This window comes from Pseudomonas sp. PDM25 (assembly GCF_019219045.1).
GTDB lineage: Bacteria > Pseudomonadota > Gammaproteobacteria > Pseudomonadales > Pseudomonadaceae > Aquipseudomonas.
The window spans coordinates 452,460-470,376 of sequence record NZ_JAHUWL010000001.1; the positions used below are offsets into that span (position 1 = coordinate 452,460).

A 17,917-nucleotide genomic window follows, 5' to 3' on the forward strand; every position below is an offset into this window, starting at 1 on the left:
GCGCAACGCCTGCGTTCGGCCTCTGGGAAAGGGGCAACAGATCAAAATCAAAAGCCAAAGCAACGGCAACGGCAACGGCAAGATCAACAGCTTCGCGAGCAAGTCGAATCGTCGCACCGCCGCTCCCACAGAAAGCAGATCGGCGTACAGCTTTTGCTTCTCACCACTCATCAGGCCGAGCGTTAGCTCGCCTCCAGCTTTTGATCTTGGGGTGCACCCCCCATCGGGAGGCCGAGTGGAGGTTCTGCGCAGTGGGCAACCCGGCATGGACGCCGGGTTAGCCGCCCCCGGCCATGGATGGCCGATGGCGGCGGGCCCACGGAGCAGGACCGGAGCGAGGCACCGAACGAAAGGGGCAAGAGCCCTTGGTTTCTTGGGGCTTTTCCAAGTGACTCGCTGTAAAAGCGAAACCGCCAGCCGCCGTTACCGCAGAACCGGATATGTACCCGACCACAAAAGCGGCCAAACACCGAGCAAGCGTTGTCACTTCATGGTCGAGGCAATGATTTCCACCAGATTAAGTTGGGTAAAAGGTTTGGACAGCCGCGGCAGTCGGGTCGCGAAACCTTCCAGACGCTCGGCGTAACCAGTAGCAAGGATGATCGGCAGGTTCGGCTTGATGATCCGGATAGCCTGCGCCAGTTGCGCGCCATTCATCTGCGGCATGGCCATGTCGGTGATTACCAGATCAATCGCCTGTTCGCTGTCGAGCATTGCGAGCGCCTGCGCGCCGGACGCTGCACTGATCACTCGATGCCCCAGGTCCTCGAGCAACAGGCAGGTACTGGTCAATACCAGGCTGTCGTCGTCCACCACCAACACACACAGTCGGGGCACCGGCGGTGCGGCTTGCTCCTCGGCAACAGGTTGGGCAACTGAACCCGCGGCGGCGACGGGTATCCACAGTTCGGCGGTTGTGCCTTTGTCCTTCAGGCTCTTGAGAACGAATCGGCCGCCCAATTGCTCAATAAAACCATGAACCATCGACAGCCCCAGGCCAGTGCCTTTGCCAACGCCCTTTGTGGTGAAAAAAGGGTCCGTTGCCGATGCCAGCGTCGCGTCATCCATGCCCTCGCCCGTGTCGGTGACACTCAGGCAGACATAACGACCGGGCGCCAGGGAAAGATGCGCCTTGTCCAGAACAGCATCAGTCTGGGCACTGATCACGATTTTTCCGCCATGGGGCATTGCATCTCGAGCGTTGGTCACCAGATTCAGTACCGCCAGTTCGAGCTGATTGATGTCGGCCTGGACCGGTTCAAGTTCTGGCGAAAAGCGTGTTTCGAGCATCACCGAAGGCCCAAGTGAGCTGCGCAACAGTCCGGTAATCCCTTGCACCAGCGTCGGGATCTCGACAGGTTCGGACTTGAGCTCCTGGCGTCTGGCAAACGCCAGCATGCGCTGAGTCAGGGTTACGCCACGCTGGGCACCCTGGGTAGCGTTGTCCACCAATCGGGTAATTCTCGAATCGTCGCCGACGCGTTTGCCGATGATTTCCAGATTGCCAAGGATGACGGTCAGCAAGTTGTTGAAGTCGTGGGCAATGCCACCACTGAGTTGACCGATGACCTGCATCTTCTGCGCCTGAAACAGCGCTTCGCGGGTTTGCTCCAAGGTCTGCTGGGCTTGTGTGACTTCGGTGATATCACGGGTGATCTTGGCAAAGCCGAGTAACGTGCCGGTGTCGCCCCAAATCGGGTCGACCACGACATGCGCCAGGAACCGCGTACCGTCCTTGCGCATGCGCCAGCTTTTGTTTTCGAATCGCCCCTCACGTACCGCAATGTCCAGAGTCCGTTGTGGTTCGCCGGCCTCGCGATCTTCCGGGGTGTAAAACATCGAAAAATGCTGGCCAATGACCTCTTCGGGCAAGTAGCCCTTGATGCGCTGAGCCCCAAGATTCCAATTGGTCATGCGGCCATCCGGGGTGAGCATGTAGATGGCGTAATCAGTGACACTTTGAACCAGCAGGCGGAATTGCTGCTCGCTTTGCTTGAGGATCTCTTCAGCCATCTTGCGGTCGGTCAGGTCCCGGGTGATCTTGGCAAACCCAAGCAACGTGCCCGACGGGTCAAGAATCGGATCAATGACCACGTGGCACCAGAAATGCGTGCCGTCCTTGCGAACCCGCCAGCCTTCCCCCTCGAAACGCCCCTCCCGGATCGCCGTATCCAGTGCCTGCTGGGGCAAACCGGCACGGCGATCCTCTTCGGTATAGAACCGCGAAAAATGCTGACCGAGGATTTCAGACTCCTCGTACCCCTTGAAACGCCTGGCGCCGGTGTTCCAACTGGTGATGATGCCATCGGGATCAATCATGTAGATCGCGTAGTCAATCACAGCATCGATCAACAGGCGAAAACGACTGTCGTCGATGGCGCTGGCTTTGGTCCGATCCTCGTTCATTGATGCCTCTTGGTACGACCGTTTTTTTGGAGTATGCGACAAACCACGCATTTGGAAAGCCGGAAAAACGGTACTCCTCGCCCAACGTTATCGATTCACGTGTTTGACGATGTAGGCGTACAGATCGTTGTAGACGAATTTCGGAACATGCGAAGCATAAGTCGCCATCTTGAGCAGCGCCAGGTGGCACTCTTTGATGACTTCATCGCGATCGCTCGCCGCGAAGACGTGGTTGTCGATAATGTTCGAATAGATGCTGTACGCAAAATCCACCTTGGTTGTCGTTGTGGTGACGGAACCGTCGGCAGCTTTGGAGTAAGTACTCTGGGCAATCAAGGTTCGCTCGTTCAACACGCCGAACCCGCGTTCATACACATTGACTTGCGAGCCGCTGACCGCTTTTGCAGCCGTCTCGAAGGCCAGGATGATCGCAGGCGCATAATTCATGCTGGCATCCAGTTTCGATACCGTGAGAAACCGTTCCATTTCCTGGTCTTCAAGGCTTTTGAACGCTCGTTTAATGCTCGACACATGAGCAAACTCTTGAGTGCAACCAACGATGTGAGTTTCGAACTGATAACCGGCGGCGGTCGCCGACGGCGGGAAGGTCGCGAATGCGAGGCTATCGAACGCACATTCCATGATGATGTTGAATTTGCGGCTGAAGGCTTGCTTATAGATTTTCGTACTGACTTCGCGAACAAATGCCTCGGTATGCTCATACGCATGCAAGACGCCGAGTTTGATCATCTCTGCGTATTGGGGGTGTTTCTTGCGGTAGTCGGGCAGGTAAAGACGAACATAATTGTTGTAGCGATTTGAAGGCAGCAGGGTCTTTTCCAGCAGGTAGGTTTTACCTGACCCTTGCAGCCCGGCAACGACCAGGATTTTGGGGGTTGCCTCGGCCGTGATGCCGCTGAACAGCGTCGCTTTTATTTCATTGAATGCTGCGGTGACCTGCTCAGGGGTGTACGTGTATTGCGGTGCTACTGACATATCTTGATTTCCTTATCAAAGATTCAGCTGAAAGTGATGACGGGCTCTTTGAATAAAGACAGTATTCGCTGCTTGTTCAAATGGGCGTGTCTTTCAAGATATGTCGATGTTTTTAAAGTAAAAAATCCTACTCGATAGTGTGAAAAATCCTCGGAGCAATCGACCACCAGCGCGGCAATAACTGCTTGACCTTGCTGTCGCCAAACCGGTCATCGATCAACATCACCACCCCTTGGTCCTGCTGGGTGCGGATCACCCTCCCTGCCGCCTGCACCACTTTCTGCACACCGGGAAACAGGTAGGTGTAGTCATAACCGGCACCGAAAATGGCTGCCATGCGCTGTTTCAACTGCTCGTTGACCGGGTTGAGTTGCGCCAGCCCCAGGGTGGCGATAAACGCTCCGATCAGGCGCGCGCCCGGCAAGTCGATGCCTTCGCCAAAAGCCCCGCCCAACACCGCAAAACCGACACCCTGACTTTCGGCGGTGAATTGATCGAGAAAGTCCTGTCGCTGCCCTTCCCCCATGCCCCGGGACTGCGACCACAGATTGATATGTGGATGTTTCTCGGCCAGCAACTGCGCCACTTGCTGCAAATAATCAAAGCTGCTGAAAAACGCCAGGTAGTTGCCGGGACGCTGGCTGAACTGCCGGGCAATCAGCTCGACGATCGGCGCAAGGGATGACTGGCGATGGACAAACCGCGTGGAGATCTGGCTGACGATGTGCACTTGCAGCTGATCGGCCTGAAAGGGCGATTCAACGTCTATCCACACCGTGTTCGCCGGCGTACCCAGCAGGTCGGCATAGTAGTGGCGAGGGCTCAGTGTCGCGGAAAACAGCACGGTGCTGCGTGCAGCCGTCAGGCGTGGGCGGATGAAGCCGGCGGGCACCACGTTGCGCAAGCAAAGCTGCGACAGGTTGCGTTGACGGTCCAGGTCGCGCTTGCTGATGTCGAACAGGAACTGTTCATCAAACAGCTCAGCCACCCGGCTAAATTGCAGCATGTCGAAATAGAAGTTCTGTAACGCCCCGTCCAGGCCTTGCGGATGATCGTTCAGGTAATCGCCGATGCTCGCGCTGCACGATGACAACGCCTGGAGCAGTTTTTCCGGCGCCTTGTCATAGGCCTGATAGGCGCCGAGTTGCAGGTTATGCAGGGCATTCCACTCACGGTTGACCCGCTGCAAGGATTTTTTCAACGCCTCGGGAGCGGTTTTTCGTACAGCGTTGAGGGTCGATTGGTCGAGGCTGGCGCTGTACATCTGCCGGCCGCGTTCCACCAGGTTGTGCGCTTCGTCCACCAGCACCGCGACGTTCCAGTTATTGGCCTGGGCCAGCCCGAACAGCAGCGCGCTGAAATCGAAGTAGTAGTTGTAATCGGCGACTACCACGTCTGCCCAGCGGGCCATTTCCTGGCTCAGGTAGTAGGGACAGACGTCGTGTTGCAGGGCGACCTCGCGCAAAGCGTTCTGGTTCAGCAGGGACAATTGGCTGGCCGCCTGGCGAGCGGCGGGCAAACGATCATAAAACCCTTGGGCCAACGGGCAGGATTCGCCGTGACAGGCTTTGTCCGGATGCTCGCAGGCCTTGTCCCGGGCGATCATTTCGAGCACCCGCAAGGGTGGCGCATCGGCGCTGTCGAGGATCACTTGCGCGGCGTCCAGCGCCAGTTTGCGCCCCGGGGTTTTCGCCGTGAGGAAGAACACCTTGTCCAGTTGCTGCGGCGCCAGGGCCTTGAGCATCGGGAACAGCGTGCCGACGGTCTTGCCGATCCCCGTGGGCGCCTGCGCCATCAAGCAACGACCGGTGCTGACCGCCTTGAACACCGACTCCGCCAGATGACGTTGCCCCGGTCGAAAGTCGGCATGGGGAAACGCCAGGTGTTGCGCCGCCCGATTACGCCCTTCGCGATGAGCCATTTCCTGCTCTGCCCAGTGCAGGAACAAAGCGCAATGTTGTTCGAAGAACAGCCTTAGTTGCGCGGAGCTGAATGCCTCGACCAGGCAGGTTTCCTTTTCATTGACGATGTTGAAGTACACCAGGGCCAGATTGATCTGCGTCAGCTGCAACTTCTGGCACATCAACCAGCCGTAAATCTTCGCCTGCGCCCAGTGCAGCTGACGGTGGTTGGCCGGTTGCTTGCTCAAGTCGCCGCGATAGGTTTTGACTTCTTCCAGGCAGTTTTGCGCGGGGTCGTAGCCGTCAGCCCGGCCCTTTACCTTCAACGTCTGATACAGGCCTTCAAGCGCGACTTCACTCTGGTAGCCCTCGCTGCGCCGGGACGCCACCGTACGGTGCCCGACAATCCCTTCCAGCGCCGTCGGCGAAGGCGTAAAACGCAGGTCGAGGTCACCGACCTTGGCGGTGAATTCACACAGCGCCCGCACCGCGATGCTATAACTCAAGCGCCCTGCTCCGCCCATTGCACGTAGCAGACGGCAATCGGCATCTGGTGCTCATGGCAGAACTCGAGCCAGCGCAATTGATTGTCTTGGAGGCGATCACCGGGACCTTTGACTTCGATCATCCGGTAGGTTTTGTCCTGGGGCCAAAACTGGATCAGGTCCGGCATGCCGGCGCGATTGGCCTTGATGTCCAACAGCAGTCGATTGAACCAGTGCTTGAGGTGTTCGGCCGGCAGGCAATCGAGTGCCTGATCGAGCAATTCTTCGCTCAGCACACCCCAGAACATGAAGGGCGACTGCACGCCCCACTTGCTGGCATAGCGTTCTCGAATCGTCTGGCGGTAACGCCCGTCATCGAGTTCAGCTAGGCAGCCCTGGAACAGCTCCGCGCGGCGTGCGTGAAAGTCCTCATTGAGCAGATCCACCGGCCCACGCTGGAACGGGTGGAAAAACGCCCCCGGCAACGGCGCGAAAATCGCCGGCCAGCACAGCAGACCGAACAGCGAGTTGATCAGGCTATTTTCGACGTAATGCACCGGCGCCGACTCTTCCGTCAAATGCGCCTGAACGTAACTTTCCACCGACAACGCCGGGTCGGTTCTGGGCAGTTGCAAGTCCAGGCGCAGCATTTCCCGTTGGGACGTGCGCTTTATCACCGGACCGCCCAACTTGCGCCGCAGCCTGGGCAGCACACGCAACAATTGTTGCTGCTCGGCGGCACTTTCCGGCGATTGCTCCACCGCAGTGGCCAGGTCCATGGCCAGCTGATATTCACCGCAGCGCTCCAACACGCGAATCAACCGCAGGCGCGCGCCGGGATAGGCACACTCGCGGTAGATCGCCAGTGCGGTAGAGAAATCCGCCACACGCTCGCAGTGCTGACCGATCTGGAACAACAGTTTTTCGCGACGTCTTTGCAGCCAGGGATTGCTCAGCACCAGCCCTTTGATCTGCTCGACAATGCCTTCCACGGCTTCGCCGGCCTCGAAATGTTGCTGACATTCATGAAGGAAGAGGCAGGCGTCCACGTCGTCGCGGCTGCGCAGGCCTCGGGAGTCGGCGCAGAACTCGACTTTTTCATAGGTAAAGATGCCCAGGTCCGCCAGCACGAACTCGGACCAGTCCTGGTAAAGATTGCCAAAAAACATCAAGCGCAGCCGGTCGCACAGGCCCATGATGGTCAGGCTGAACAATCGATCATCCAGCGATGGGCACCACTGGCCGAAACGTTGGACCTGGGGAAACTGTTCGCTCAGTGCGGGCAGCCAATCGGTCTTTTTCCCCTTGGGTTGATCGATGGTGGTGCCAAAACACTGGAGAATTTCCGCCTTGAGCAGCACCTCGAACAGCGCTTCGATCGACAGCGGCGATTGCTCATCGATCCAGCCCAGCGCCAGCAGTGGGCCGGCGGCAATGGCGATGTCGCCGATCTCGAGGTAATGCAGCTTGCTCGCCCGGAAATGAATCCCCTTGCGCATCACCATCCGGACCAGCAGCGCCCTGGACTCACGGGGCAACCGCTTGAACTCGCGGGTGAAGTGTTGCTCTTCGACGCTCAACACATCGGCATAACGATGCTCAAGCCAATCAAGCACTTGCATGAAGTTGTTCAAGTAATAGAACGGATCGTCGAGAGGATTTGCAGTCACAGGAAAATGGGCCATGGCGAGCGAGTACTGGTTATGCGTACAGATACCAGCTGCGCCCCGCCTGGTGCAAACGGAAAAGGATAAGCGGCGACGTTATTCGGTAATTTTTCGAGTGGCTATGAACTTTCTGCCGCTCCATTGCACCTAACCGCGATAGAGGTACAGCGAAGATTGATTTCGTTCGTGGCAGTCGCGCTGTTTTTTTTGAAGGATGAGAGGTGGTTATGAATATCAAGACTCTGGGTTTGCCCTTGGCGGTAGCGGCCTTTCTGGCCCTGGCCGGTTGCTCGACGCCAACAGTTGTGACGCTGCAGAACGGCACCCAGTATTTGACCAAGGACATGCCGAAAACCAAGACCAAGGACGGTTTCTTCGAGTTCGAAGATATTTCCGGGGCGAAAGTGAAGGTCAAGGCCGATGACGTGAGCACGATTCGTCAGGAAGACTGAAGACCGAGTCATCGTTCTTCGCGAGCAAGCCCGCTCCCACATTGGATCTGTGGCGTTCACAAATCCCCTGTGGGAGCGGGCTTGCTCGCGAAGAGGCCCTTACAGGCAGTAAATCACCCTCAGGCGATAACAATCCCTCCACTGGACAAGCTATCCAGCCCAACCCCAACCAACGTCACCGAATCCCCCCCAAACGTCAGCACCGTGTCGTGCCCCACCGCCGTGGCATGCGCCCGATAGTCATCGTTCGGCGTCACACCCTGAACCCCGACAAACACCAGTTTGTCGCTGGCCTGGTAGCCAACCACCCGGTCCTGACCAAACGCGCCGCTAAACAGGAACGTATCGATTCCGCCTCCCGACTCCAACAAATCATTGCCCGTCCCGCCGACAAACACGTCGTTACCGTTGCCGCCGAGCAAATGATCGTTGCCGTCCAGCCCGAACAACCAATCACCACCGGCATGAGCCGTGAGCGTATCGGTGCCGGCCCCGCCCTTCACCGTTGACGCGTACTGAGTCAGGTTGGTGCCCGCCTTAAGGCCGTCGGCTGTGACGCTGTGGATCACGTCATCCTTGAACAGCCCCCACAGAAACCCCGGTTCCTTGGTCACAATGCTGCCGATATCGCGGGTCATGCTGATGCCGCCATTGGCGTCTCGGATGTACAGGTTGCCCGCGCCGTCGTTGGCGAAGTCGAGATTTTTCACCGACTGCTGCACGTCCAGCACGTTGTTGCCCTTGCCGCCCAACAGGATGTTGTAGCCACCACCGTCGCGGAAGGTGTCGTCGCCATCGCGGCCTTCCAGATAGTCGTTGCCCCGGCCACCCTGGATCAGATCGTTGCCGTCACTGCCGATGATGAAGGTGCTGCCCTTGTGGGTTTCAGCGTTGCGATTCAGATCCTGAACCCACGTGTTGGCGCGCGCCGAGTCCGACAGATTGGCAACGATGATCGTCGAGTCTTTGCTGGTCAGGTCGTAGAACTTCGACTCGATCACCCGGTTCATGCCGTCGCCATAGGCGGTGGGCAAGTGCGAGATCCAGGTCGGGATGTTGAGGATGGAAAATGGCAGCACATTCCACGCGGTCGAAGCGTAGTGGTCATTGAAGCTGACGATGTTATCGGTCGCCGAGACCTTGGCGGCATCGTGCACGCCCACCGATGACAGGTTGAACGATGAACCGTCGAGGGCGCGGTACACCGGGTCGTTCTCGTAACCGACGTTCAGCACTTTATCGGTGCTGCTTTGGGTCGGCGAGGCGTAGGCGATGTAGTTGGAATCCTGGTAGAACCCGCCCCACTTGTCGCTGCTCAAATCCGCCAGGCTGTTGACCGCCAGCCCGCCGAGGCTGTGACCGCTGACCAGCACGTCCTTGCCCGACAGACCATTGGCCCGGGCAAAGGCCGCCACATCGTCGAGCAGATTACCGAAGGCTTCGCCGACGTAGTTTTTCGCATAATCCTTTGGCCCCAACGCCGCCAGCAGATCATTGATCACATCGCCGATGGAGTCGCTGATCTGGCTTTCTCGTGGGCCGCTGGTGCCGCGAAAAGCGATACCGATTTCGCTGAGATGACCCTGCGCGTCGTACTTGCCGAGGATCTCCACCTGAGCGCTGGTGTACCCGGCCTTTTCTCCGAAGAACGTTCCCCGTGCATCGACCTTGCCGGCATAGCCCAGTTGCGTGGCGGTGATCGGCGTCCAGCCGGCTTTCTGCACCGCGTCCAGTGCGGCTTTTTCCGAGTCGGGGTTCCAGGGGATTCCGGGAATGACGCCCTGGGAGTCGGTGCCACCGATCAGTGCGGTCACCAGTGTCGCCGGCAAGCCAAGGCCGAAGCCGTTGTGCTGATAGCCAGTGGCAAAGCCGTTATCCAGGTTGTGGTAGGAATACAGCGTGATTGCCATCGCGTCGGTAAATAACGCTTTGGAATCAGCTGTACCGAAGTTTTTGTAGTCGTACACACCCATTGGTATTGCCTCTCTCTTTGTTGGAATTGTTAGAGATAGCTCACAACCAGGACGCCCGATCACGAGGCGCCCCGGAGCATTTAGTGCATGCAGCCTCAGGCAAACGTAATGCCTGAAGCCGACAGGTTATCCAGTCCCACCCCCACCAGCGTCACGGCAAAGTCGCCAATTTTCAGCACCGTGTCCTGGCCCGACTGCGAAGCGTGTTGTTTGTAGTCATAGCCCTGCCCTGCGCCCTGAACGCCCATGAACAGCAGTTTGTCGCTGCCCTGGTAGCCATTGATCGCGTCGAAACCGAAAGCGCCGCTGAACAGGAACGTGTTGTTGCCACCCGAGGCCTGCATCACGTCATTGCCCGCGCCACCGACAAAGGTCACGTGGCTTTTATCGCTGCGCAGCAGGTCGTCGCCGGCATTGCCGAACAACCAGTCGCCATCGACGCTGGCTGCCAGCGTGTTGCCGTAGGCATCACCGTTAAGCGAGTGGTTGTACTGGGTCAGCCCACTGCCGTTGAGCAATCCGTTGGCGGTGACGCTGTAAGTCACCTCCTTGCTCCCCCACCATGAGCCCGACTCTTTACTGACCAGCGCGCCGATGTCGCGGGTCATGCTGATGCCGCCATAGGCATCACGCACGTACAGCGTGCCGTCGCCGTCATTGGCAACGCTGAAGTTCTGCAACGGCTTCTGCAATTCGAAGGTGTTGCTGCCCTTGCCGCCCAGCAGGAGGTTGTAGCCACCGTCATCGCGGAACCGGTCATTGCCGTCGCGGCCTTCGATGAAGTCATTGCCGGCGCCGCCCTTGAGCAGGTCGTTGCTGTCAGTGCCGATAATGAAGGTGCTGCCGGTGTGAGGTTCGCCGCTGCGACCAAGGTCCTCGACCCAGGTCTTGCCCCGGGACGCTTCTGCCAGGTTGGACACGATCAGCGTCGAGTCCTTGTCGGTGAGGTCGTAGAAACGCGAGTCGATTACCCGGTTCAACCCGTCGGCATAACCCAACGAACCGTGAGCCGACCAGTTCAGCGGGTTGAGGATGCTGAACGGCACCAGGTTCTGTGAGGTGGACGCGTACTGGTCATTGAAGTTGACGATGTTGTTGGTCGCCGAGTCCTGGTGTCCGTCGTGCTTGCCCAGGGAACCGCTGCTGAACGTGGTGCCGTCGAGTACCCGAAATACCGGATCGTTCTCGTAGCCGATGTTCAGCACGTTGTTGCCGGTAGCGCTCTGGGTCGGCGAGGCGAAGGCAACGTAGTTGGCCTCCTTGAAGAAACCGCCCCAGTTGTTGCCACTCAGTTCGGCGAGGCTGTTGACGCCCAGCCCGCCCAGGCTATGGCCGCTGACCATGACGTCCTTGGCGTTCAGACCATGGGAAATCGCAAACTCGGCAACGTCCTTGAGCAAGTTGTCGAAGGCATTCTTCGCGTAGTTCGTCGCGTAATCCACCGGGCCGACGGCGGCCAGCAGGTTGTTTTTCATGTCGCCGAAAGTGTCGCTGTAACCCAGGCCGCCGGTACCACGAAAGGCAATGCCGATACCGATCAGTTTGCCCGCCGCATCGTACTTGCCGAGCACTTCGGCTTCGGCGCTGGTGAAGCCGTCCTTCTCGCCATAGAAGGTGCCTTGTGCGCCGACCTTGCCTTGATAACCCAGCTGCGTGGCGCCAATCGGCGCCCAACCGGTCGCCGGCAGCGGCTGACCGGTTGGCGTGTACGCATATAGCGTCAGCGCGATGGCATCGGAGTACAACGCCTTGCCGTCAGCCTTTTTGTAATCAAACAGTCCCATAGGTTTGCTTCCTTTGCGTTAAATCAGAACTGCCAGTCGAGCGTCAGACCCACACCGTGGTCTTTCTCGTTAGAACCAAGCAGTCCGTTGTAATCCAGGCTCAAACGAACGTCCTGCGCCACCGCCAGACCGGCACGCGCCCCCACAACGGCGGCGTTGCGATCCAGGGAAACGCTCTGCACGCTGAACGCGGTGTTGCCGTTGGCGAAGGCCAGATGATCTTCGGAACGGGTGTTGCTCAGGTTGTGCTGCCAGCCCAGCGTGCCGGACAGTTCCAGCTGCTGTTTGTCCGACAGGGCAATCGCTTTGCTCGCCCGCAGGCCGAGGGTCGAGAGCACGGCGTCGCGGTTGTCTTCGCCGCCCTTGAGCGCAGCGGCATCACCTTTCTCGGTAAAGCTGTCGCTGTTGAGGTGCACGTAAGCCAGGTTGGCGAACGGTTCCAGCGCCAGCGGTTGCAGGTCCAGGCGATACGCCGCTTCGGTAAACAGTTGGGCGGTTGTCGCATCGCGTTTGGATTTCTGTTTGCCGCTGACGTCGCCCAATTGCAGGTCACGCTTCACGTCAATGCGGTGCCAGCTGTAAGCGCCGCCGACGCTCAGACGCAGTGCATCGATTTCATGGCCCAGATAGGCGCCCAAGTGGTAGCTGTCGACGGAGGCTGACGAATGCGTGCCATCGCCCATGCTCAACGAACTGTCGCTGTAACCGGTCACGAAACCCAGCCGCGTATCTTCAGTGATCAGCCCGTCGACACCAGCCAGCAAGCCGCCGATGGAGCTGTTGGAACTGGCGTTGTCATGCCCGCCATCGCTCTTGCCCCAGGCGCCAAGGACTTTGACCCAGGCGTTGCTACGGTCATCGGTGGGTGCCGCCGCGTTGAACAGATCACGCTCGCGCAGGCGTTCGCCGACGGCATCGCGCAGGTAACGGCTGTCGTTGATCAGCAGCGTGCCGATTGCCGGGTGAATCTCACCCGACAGTTGCTGGAAGGCTTGTTGCGCGACGGCAGCGGTCGGCGAAAGCAGCAAGGTTTCATAGAGCGGATTGCCAGCGCCCAGTTGCTCGGCGGCTGCGGCGACGGCGCGTTGATTCGGTGTTTGGCCGACGCTGGCGAAGGACGCTGCATTGCGCTCTACCGCCAGCTGGATGCCATTGGCCGAGTAGTCGAGTGTGCCTCCGATGAACAGATAATCCGGTAGCACGGCACCGAAACGCCCTTCGATCCCGCCGGCCGCTTGCAGAATGTTGTACTGATGACCAAGCAAGGATTTCACTTCGCTGGTGGTCAGCAAGGTCGGACTGTTTTCCAGGGACAGGCTGACGGTAGCGCCTTCGATCACGGCTTTACCGCCCGCCACGATCTGATCGCTGCTGGTCGGCGATAGCTCCACGGCGTAGGTCGAGCCAGGTTCGAAGGTCACGTCGCCCGCCACTTGTAAGGTGCCGATGGAGTTGCCTGGTGCTACGGTGCCACCGCTTTTCGCGGTCAATGCGCCGATGCGGCCATTACCGCCGAGGACCCCGCTGTCGTTGACGGTGACCGCCGAGAGCAGCGAGCCGTTGATTGCCAATCGGCCCTGATTGACCAGCGTCGGACCGGTGTAGGTGTTGGCGCCAGTCATGACCAGCGTGCCGATGCCTTGCTTGGTCAGGCCACCATGGCCGGAAATGTCGTTGCGCCACGTGTCGAGGCCGCAGTGCACGTCATTGCACATGCGTTCGGTCGGTTTGCCTGCGTCGATGATTGCGCCGATGCCTGGCAAATCCGCGACAAACTGGCTCGAACCGTAGGCACCCTGGATGCGGAACTCCTCGGGAATGTCTTGCTCGGTGACAAACATCGCCGGGCCATCGATGCCTTTGCGCAGGTTGATCATGCCCCAGCCGTACAGCGAATCGACACCTGGCGCACCGAGGTCGGTGGCCGTGGTGCGCAACACGCTGGCGACCTGGGCGCCGGTCATGTACGGGAAGCGTTCCATCAGCACAGCCATGGAACCGGCGACGTGCGGCGCCGCCATCGAGGTGCCGTTGTAGTTGGCGTAGCCGGTGGTCAGGTTGTCGGCGTCGGTACCGCTGATGATCGAGCTGTAGATCTTGCTGCCCGGTGCGGACACGCAAAAGCTGGCGGTGTAGCCGCAGCGTGATGAGAAGGTGCTGATGTTGTAGGGGTTCGGGCTATTGAGGTCCGGGTTTTTCTGCAATGCGGCCACCGTGACCCAGTTCGGCGCGATGTCCGGGACGAAATAGCCCAGGCCGGCAATGGCGTCCGGGTTGTTGAGATTATAGTCGTTGCCGGCCGCGAAGATCGTCACGATACCGCTGCGGGCCGCCGCGATGGCGCCATCGTAGGCTCCGCCCGGTTTGGTCCCGAGCAACGGACGGATCTCGTTGAACTGCAATTGCGCGTCCTGCACGGTGAAATGCGGGTAGGCGGGGTTGCGTCCGCCGAGGTCGAAGCGATCGGTGATGCCGATGCCCCAACTGTTATTGATGATCCGCGCGCCGCTGGCGATCAAGGCATCCCAACCGGCCTTGTAGACCGCACCGTCGTTGCCGCGAATGATGCCGTCTTCCGGGCCCGGATCTCCGTTGTCCGCACTGATGATTTGCGCGCCAAACGCCACGCCATGCATCGGGCCGCCATCGCGACTGCCGGCAGCGATACCGGCAACGTGGGTGCCGTGGGCACCATACTCGCCGTCGGAATCGATCGTGGGCGAACCGTCATAACGAAACGCATCGCCGGCTTTGACCGGGATGTACGGGTCGGTGTATTCGCGGATGCCGCTGGTGACCAGGTTGATCACTTTGTTCGGGCCGGAGAATTCCGGATGCGCGGCGTAGACCGGTTGGTCGAAGATCCCCAGCTTCACGCCTTTGCCGGTGTAACCGGCGGCATAGGCCGTTTGTGCGTTGACCGCTCCCAGGCCCCAATCAGCGTTGAATTCAGTGCTGCGCCAGCTGTTGGGATCGCCTGCTCTACCGTTTTCCACGTAAGGCGCCGCTTGCGCGGTACCGAGGGTGGCCAATGCGCAGAGCAAGGCAAGGTTGTTGTGCTTGTTATTCATCCAGCTACCGTCCTTAGTTGTGTTGCCAAAATCCTGGTGGCTATAGGGCTTGCCCCAGTTCCTGTCAGTTGAAGTGCGAGACCTGTGGGAGCGGGCTTGCTCGCGAAAGCGGTGTGTCAGGCGACATCAATGTTGACTGTGCCGCCGTCTTCGCGAGCAAGCCCGCTCCCACAAGGGATCTCGCTTAACCGACAACCCCCTTCTCACAATTGGTGTTCACAGGGTTAAAACTGCCAATTGAGGCTGAGGCCTACGCCATGGCTTTTCTCGCGGCTGGCCAGTTGGCCGGTGTAATCGAGGTTCAAGCGGATGTCCCGGCTCAGGGCCAGGCTGGCATGGGCGCCCACCAGCGCCGCATCACGCACCATCGGCGAGCTCTCTACGGAAAACGCTGTGCTGCCGCCGGCAAACGCCAGGTGCTCTTCGGAATCGGTACGACTCAGGTTGTGCTGCCAGCCGAGGCTGCCGCTCAAGTCCAGTTTCTGCTGGCCGGACAGGTTCACGGTTTTCAATGCGCGCACGCCCAACGTGCTGAGCACGGCGTCACGCGTGTCGCCACTGCTTTTCAGTGCGGCGGCGTCGCCTTTCTCGGTGAAACCTTCGGTGTCGAGGTGCACGTAAGCCAGGTTCGCGAAGGGTTCGAGCGCCAGAGGTTGCAGGTTCAGGCGATACGCCGCTTCACCGAACACTTGGGTGGTCCCGGCATCGACCTTGGCTTTCTGCTTGGCGCTGACGTCGCCGTATTGCAGGTCACGTTTGACGTCGGCCCGATGCCAGCTGTAGGCACCGCCGGCACTCAGACGCCAGGCCCCCGACTCGCGGCCGGCATAAGCACCCAGGTGATAGCTGTCGACCTTGGCCGATGAGTGAGTGCCGGAGCCCATGTTCACCGAGCTGTCGCTATAGCCGGTGACCAGGCCGATCCGGGTTTGCTCATCGAGCGCCCCGTCGACCCCGGCGAGCAAGCCGCCAATCGAGGTGGTGTAACCGGCGGTGTCATGGCGCTCATCGGTCTTGCCCCAGGCGCCCAGCGCTTTGATCCAGCCATTGCTTTGAGTGCCTTGGGCGTCAATCAGCCGCTCGCCAACCGCATCACGCAGGTAGCGGCTGTCGTTGATCAGTACCGAACCCAGCGCCGGATAGATTTCCCCCGACAACTGCTGAAACGACTGTTGGGCGGACGTCGCGGTGGGCGACAGCAGCAGGCTTTCGTAAACCGGATTGCCCGCCCCAAGCCCTTCAGCGGCGGAGGCTACGGCGCGCTGGTTGGGCGTTTGGCCGACACTGGTGAAGGTCGTGTCGTTGCGCTCGACACTCAGTTGAACACCCGTGGCGGCGTAATCGAGGCTGCCGCCGATGAACAGGTAGTTGGGCAGCACCGCGCCGAACTGACCTTGAACGCCGCCGGCCGCTTGCAGGATGTTGTACTGATGACCGAGCAGGCTTTGCACTTGTTGAGTGCTGAGCAAGGTCAGACTGTTTTCCAGTGACAGGCTGACGGTCGCGCCACTGACCGTGGCCGTGCCGCCCGCGACGATCCGGTCGCCATCGGTCGGCGATAGCTCCACCGCATAGGTCGAACCCGGCGCAAACGTGACGTCGCCGCTGACCTGCAAGGTGCCAATGGAATTGCCGGGGGCAACCGTAGCGCCGCGGTTGGCGGTCAGTGCACCGATGCGTCCCGATCCGCCCAGCGTGCCGCTGTCATTGACGGTCACTTGCGATGCCAGCGAACCGTTGACTGACAGCAGACCGCCATTCACCGTGGTCGGCCCGCGATAAGTGCTGTTGCCGGTCAGCATCAGGCGTCCGGCACCGGACTTGATCAGGCTGCCTTCGTAGACCCGAGTGGCGGCGGCGAGATCCCGGGCCGTGCCCACCGCATAGTCGGTCCGATCCTGCTGGCTGGCACCGACCGGTACACCGTTCTCCCAACCTTTGGTTTTCAGTGTCTGTTGCCAGGCACTGTGTTCCGCTGCGTCTTCGCTCTGGCGCTGAATCAGCGCCTTGTCGGTGATGTCATTGCTCCAGACATCGCTCTGCCCTGCCCCCAGATTGGCGTCGAAACGCCCGAGCAATTGCCCCGGCCCGTGCATCGCCCGTTCGAGGTTAGCCACGCCCCAGCCGACGCGGGTATTCGGCGCCTCGGTGATCGAACCGTCGAGTTGGGTGGCAGTGGTCAGCAGGGTTTCCAGCGCCTGCTGGTTGTTCATGTACGGATAGCGTTCCATCACCAGCGCCAGGGCACCGGTGGCATGCGGCGCGGACATGGAGGTGCCGGACTTGATTGCATAGCCTGCGCCGGGAATGGTGCTGTCGATCTTCGCGCCGGGCGTGGTGATGCACCAATACTTGGCGATCCCGCACTGGTTGTATTTCTGTTGGTTGCCTTGATCCAGCCCCGACACCGCCAGCCAGTGGCCTTCCAGGTCCGGCTCAAAATACGGCAAGGCTGAACGCACGCTGGCGTTGGGGTAACCGCTGTTACCGGCGCTGAACACGTTGATCACGCCGCGCCGGGAAACGCCTGCGGCCTCGTCGAGCCAGGTGCCTTTGTTCCAGTGCTGGGCGTAGGCCGCCTGCAGATCGTCGAGGGTCCGATAGCTGACATCCGGTGGCTGGCTGCCCCAGCTGTTGTTGATCGCTCGCACACCGGCATCCGCCAACGCGTTATAGACCGCTTTGAAGTAGCGTGGATCAGGGTTGGGGCCGAACAGGAAGCTGTCGTTCTTGTTGGTGTTGCCAACATAGACCTGCGCGTCGTAGGCCACGCCGTGCATGCCGGTGCCGTCGCGCGAGGCACCGATGGTGCCGGCGACGTGCGTGCCATGGGAGTCGTTGTTGGCGTTCAGTGTGCCGTCGACATTGAACCGGGAGCCGTCAACGTAGCTGCCGCTGGCGGTCACCCCGTGGTAACGGTCGGTAGCGAATTCGGGATGGGCAGCATCGAAGCCTGAATCGAGCTCGCCGATTTTCACGCCTTTGCCCGTGATGCCGGCGGCGTAGGCTTGATCGGCTTGCATACGGGCGAGTCCCCAGTCGCGCTGGAACTCCGCCGTGCGCCAACTGGCGGCATCGCCGGGTGTGCCGGTTTCCAGGTAAGCGGCTTGCACCGAGACCGGCATTGCTGACACCAGGAGTAATAGCGTGCCGACCGACATCGGCTTGATCTGTACGTCCAT

At 59.9% G+C, this 17,917-nt stretch carries 9 protein-coding genes; 1 reads left to right on the top strand and 8 read right to left on the bottom strand.

Features of this window, described 5'->3' with window-relative positions; translation table 11 throughout:
- Window positions 1-483 precede the first annotated feature (483 nt).
- From KW848_RS01750 to KW848_RS01765, 4 genes are all read right to left on the bottom strand, one after another.
- Entirely contained in the window at window positions 484-2,406 is a 1,923-nt protein-coding gene (locus KW848_RS01750; RefSeq protein WP_218535031.1) for a PAS domain-containing sensor histidine kinase, read from the bottom strand.
- 87 nt (window positions 2,407-2,493) lie between these two features.
- Window positions 2,494-3,402: a zeta toxin family protein gene (locus KW848_RS01755; RefSeq protein WP_218535033.1), complete on the bottom strand. Its 909-nt coding sequence runs from the start codon at window positions 3,400-3,402 to the stop codon at window positions 2,494-2,496.
- A gap of 127 nt (window positions 3,403-3,529) precedes the next feature.
- Window positions 3,530-5,809, bottom strand: a complete 2,280-nt coding sequence (locus KW848_RS01760; RefSeq protein ID WP_218535035.1) for an ATP-dependent DNA helicase — start codon at window positions 5,807-5,809, stop codon at window positions 3,530-3,532.
- Complete coding sequence (locus KW848_RS01765) at window positions 5,806-7,473, bottom strand: VRR-NUC domain-containing protein (protein ID WP_218535039.1); 1,668 nt, start codon at window positions 7,471-7,473, stop codon at window positions 5,806-5,808. Before KW848_RS01765 ends, KW848_RS01760 begins: the two co-directional genes overlap by 4 nt.
- Window positions 7,474-7,682: 209 nt before the next feature.
- On the opposite strand from KW848_RS01765, the gene KW848_RS01770 reads away from it, so the two are divergent.
- Window positions 7,683-7,907: a YgdI/YgdR family lipoprotein gene (locus tag KW848_RS01770; RefSeq protein ID WP_111449962.1), complete on the top strand. Its 225-nt coding sequence runs from the start codon at window positions 7,683-7,685 to the stop codon at window positions 7,905-7,907.
- Window positions 7,908-8,026: 119 nt separating this feature from the next.
- Here the strand turns inward: KW848_RS01770 and KW848_RS01775 are convergent, their stop codons facing one another.
- The 4 genes from KW848_RS01775 to KW848_RS01790 all read right to left on the bottom strand — a co-directional run bounded on the left by KW848_RS01775 (window position 8,027) and on the right by KW848_RS01790 (window position 17,917).
- On the bottom strand, window positions 8,027-9,880 hold the full coding sequence (locus tag KW848_RS01775; protein ID WP_218535040.1) for a polyurethanase: 1,854 nt from the start codon (window positions 9,878-9,880) through the stop codon (window positions 8,027-8,029).
- Window positions 9,881-9,975: 95 nt separating this feature from the next.
- Window positions 9,976-11,664, bottom strand: a complete 1,689-nt coding sequence (locus KW848_RS01780; RefSeq protein ID WP_218535041.1) for a polyurethanase — start codon at window positions 11,662-11,664, stop codon at window positions 9,976-9,978.
- 23 nt (window positions 11,665-11,687) lie between these two features.
- Window positions 11,688-14,735 carry an autotransporter serine protease gene (locus KW848_RS01785; protein WP_218535044.1) on the bottom strand — a complete coding sequence of 1,016 codons (3,048 nt, stop codon included), beginning with the start codon at window positions 14,733-14,735 and terminating at the stop codon, window positions 11,688-11,690.
- Window positions 14,736-14,959: 224 nt separating this feature from the next.
- Window positions 14,960-17,917: an autotransporter serine protease gene (locus tag KW848_RS01790; protein ID WP_218535048.1), complete on the bottom strand. Its 2,958-nt coding sequence runs from the start codon at window positions 17,915-17,917 to the stop codon at window positions 14,960-14,962.

What these genes read in the sequence shown, in the direction of transcription:
- KW848_RS01750 (WP_218535031.1), bottom strand. Translation starts at nt 2,406, where the DNA reads ATGAACGAGGATCGGACCAAAGCCAGCGCCATCGACGACAGTCGTTTT.
- KW848_RS01755 (WP_218535033.1), bottom strand. Translation starts at nt 3,402, where the DNA reads ATGTCAGTAGCACCGCAATACACGTACACCCCTGAGCAGGTCACCGCA.
- KW848_RS01765 (WP_218535039.1), bottom strand. Translation starts at nt 7,473, where the DNA reads ATGGCCCATTTTCCTGTGACTGCAAATCCTCTCGACGATCCGTTCTAT.
- KW848_RS01770 (WP_111449962.1), top strand. Translation starts at nt 7,683, where the DNA reads ATGAATATCAAGACTCTGGGTTTGCCCTTGGCGGTAGCGGCCTTTCTG.
- KW848_RS01775 (WP_218535040.1), bottom strand. Translation starts at nt 9,880, where the DNA reads ATGGGTGTGTACGACTACAAAAACTTCGGTACAGCTGATTCCAAAGCG.
- KW848_RS01780 (WP_218535041.1), bottom strand. Translation starts at nt 11,664, where the DNA reads ATGGGACTGTTTGATTACAAAAAGGCTGACGGCAAGGCGTTGTACTCC.
- KW848_RS01785 (WP_218535044.1), bottom strand. Translation starts at nt 14,735, where the DNA reads ATGAATAACAAGCACAACAACCTTGCCTTGCTCTGCGCATTGGCCACC.
- KW848_RS01790 (WP_218535048.1), bottom strand. Translation starts at nt 17,917, where the DNA reads ATGGACGTACAGATCAAGCCGATGTCGGTCGGCACGCTATTACTCCTG.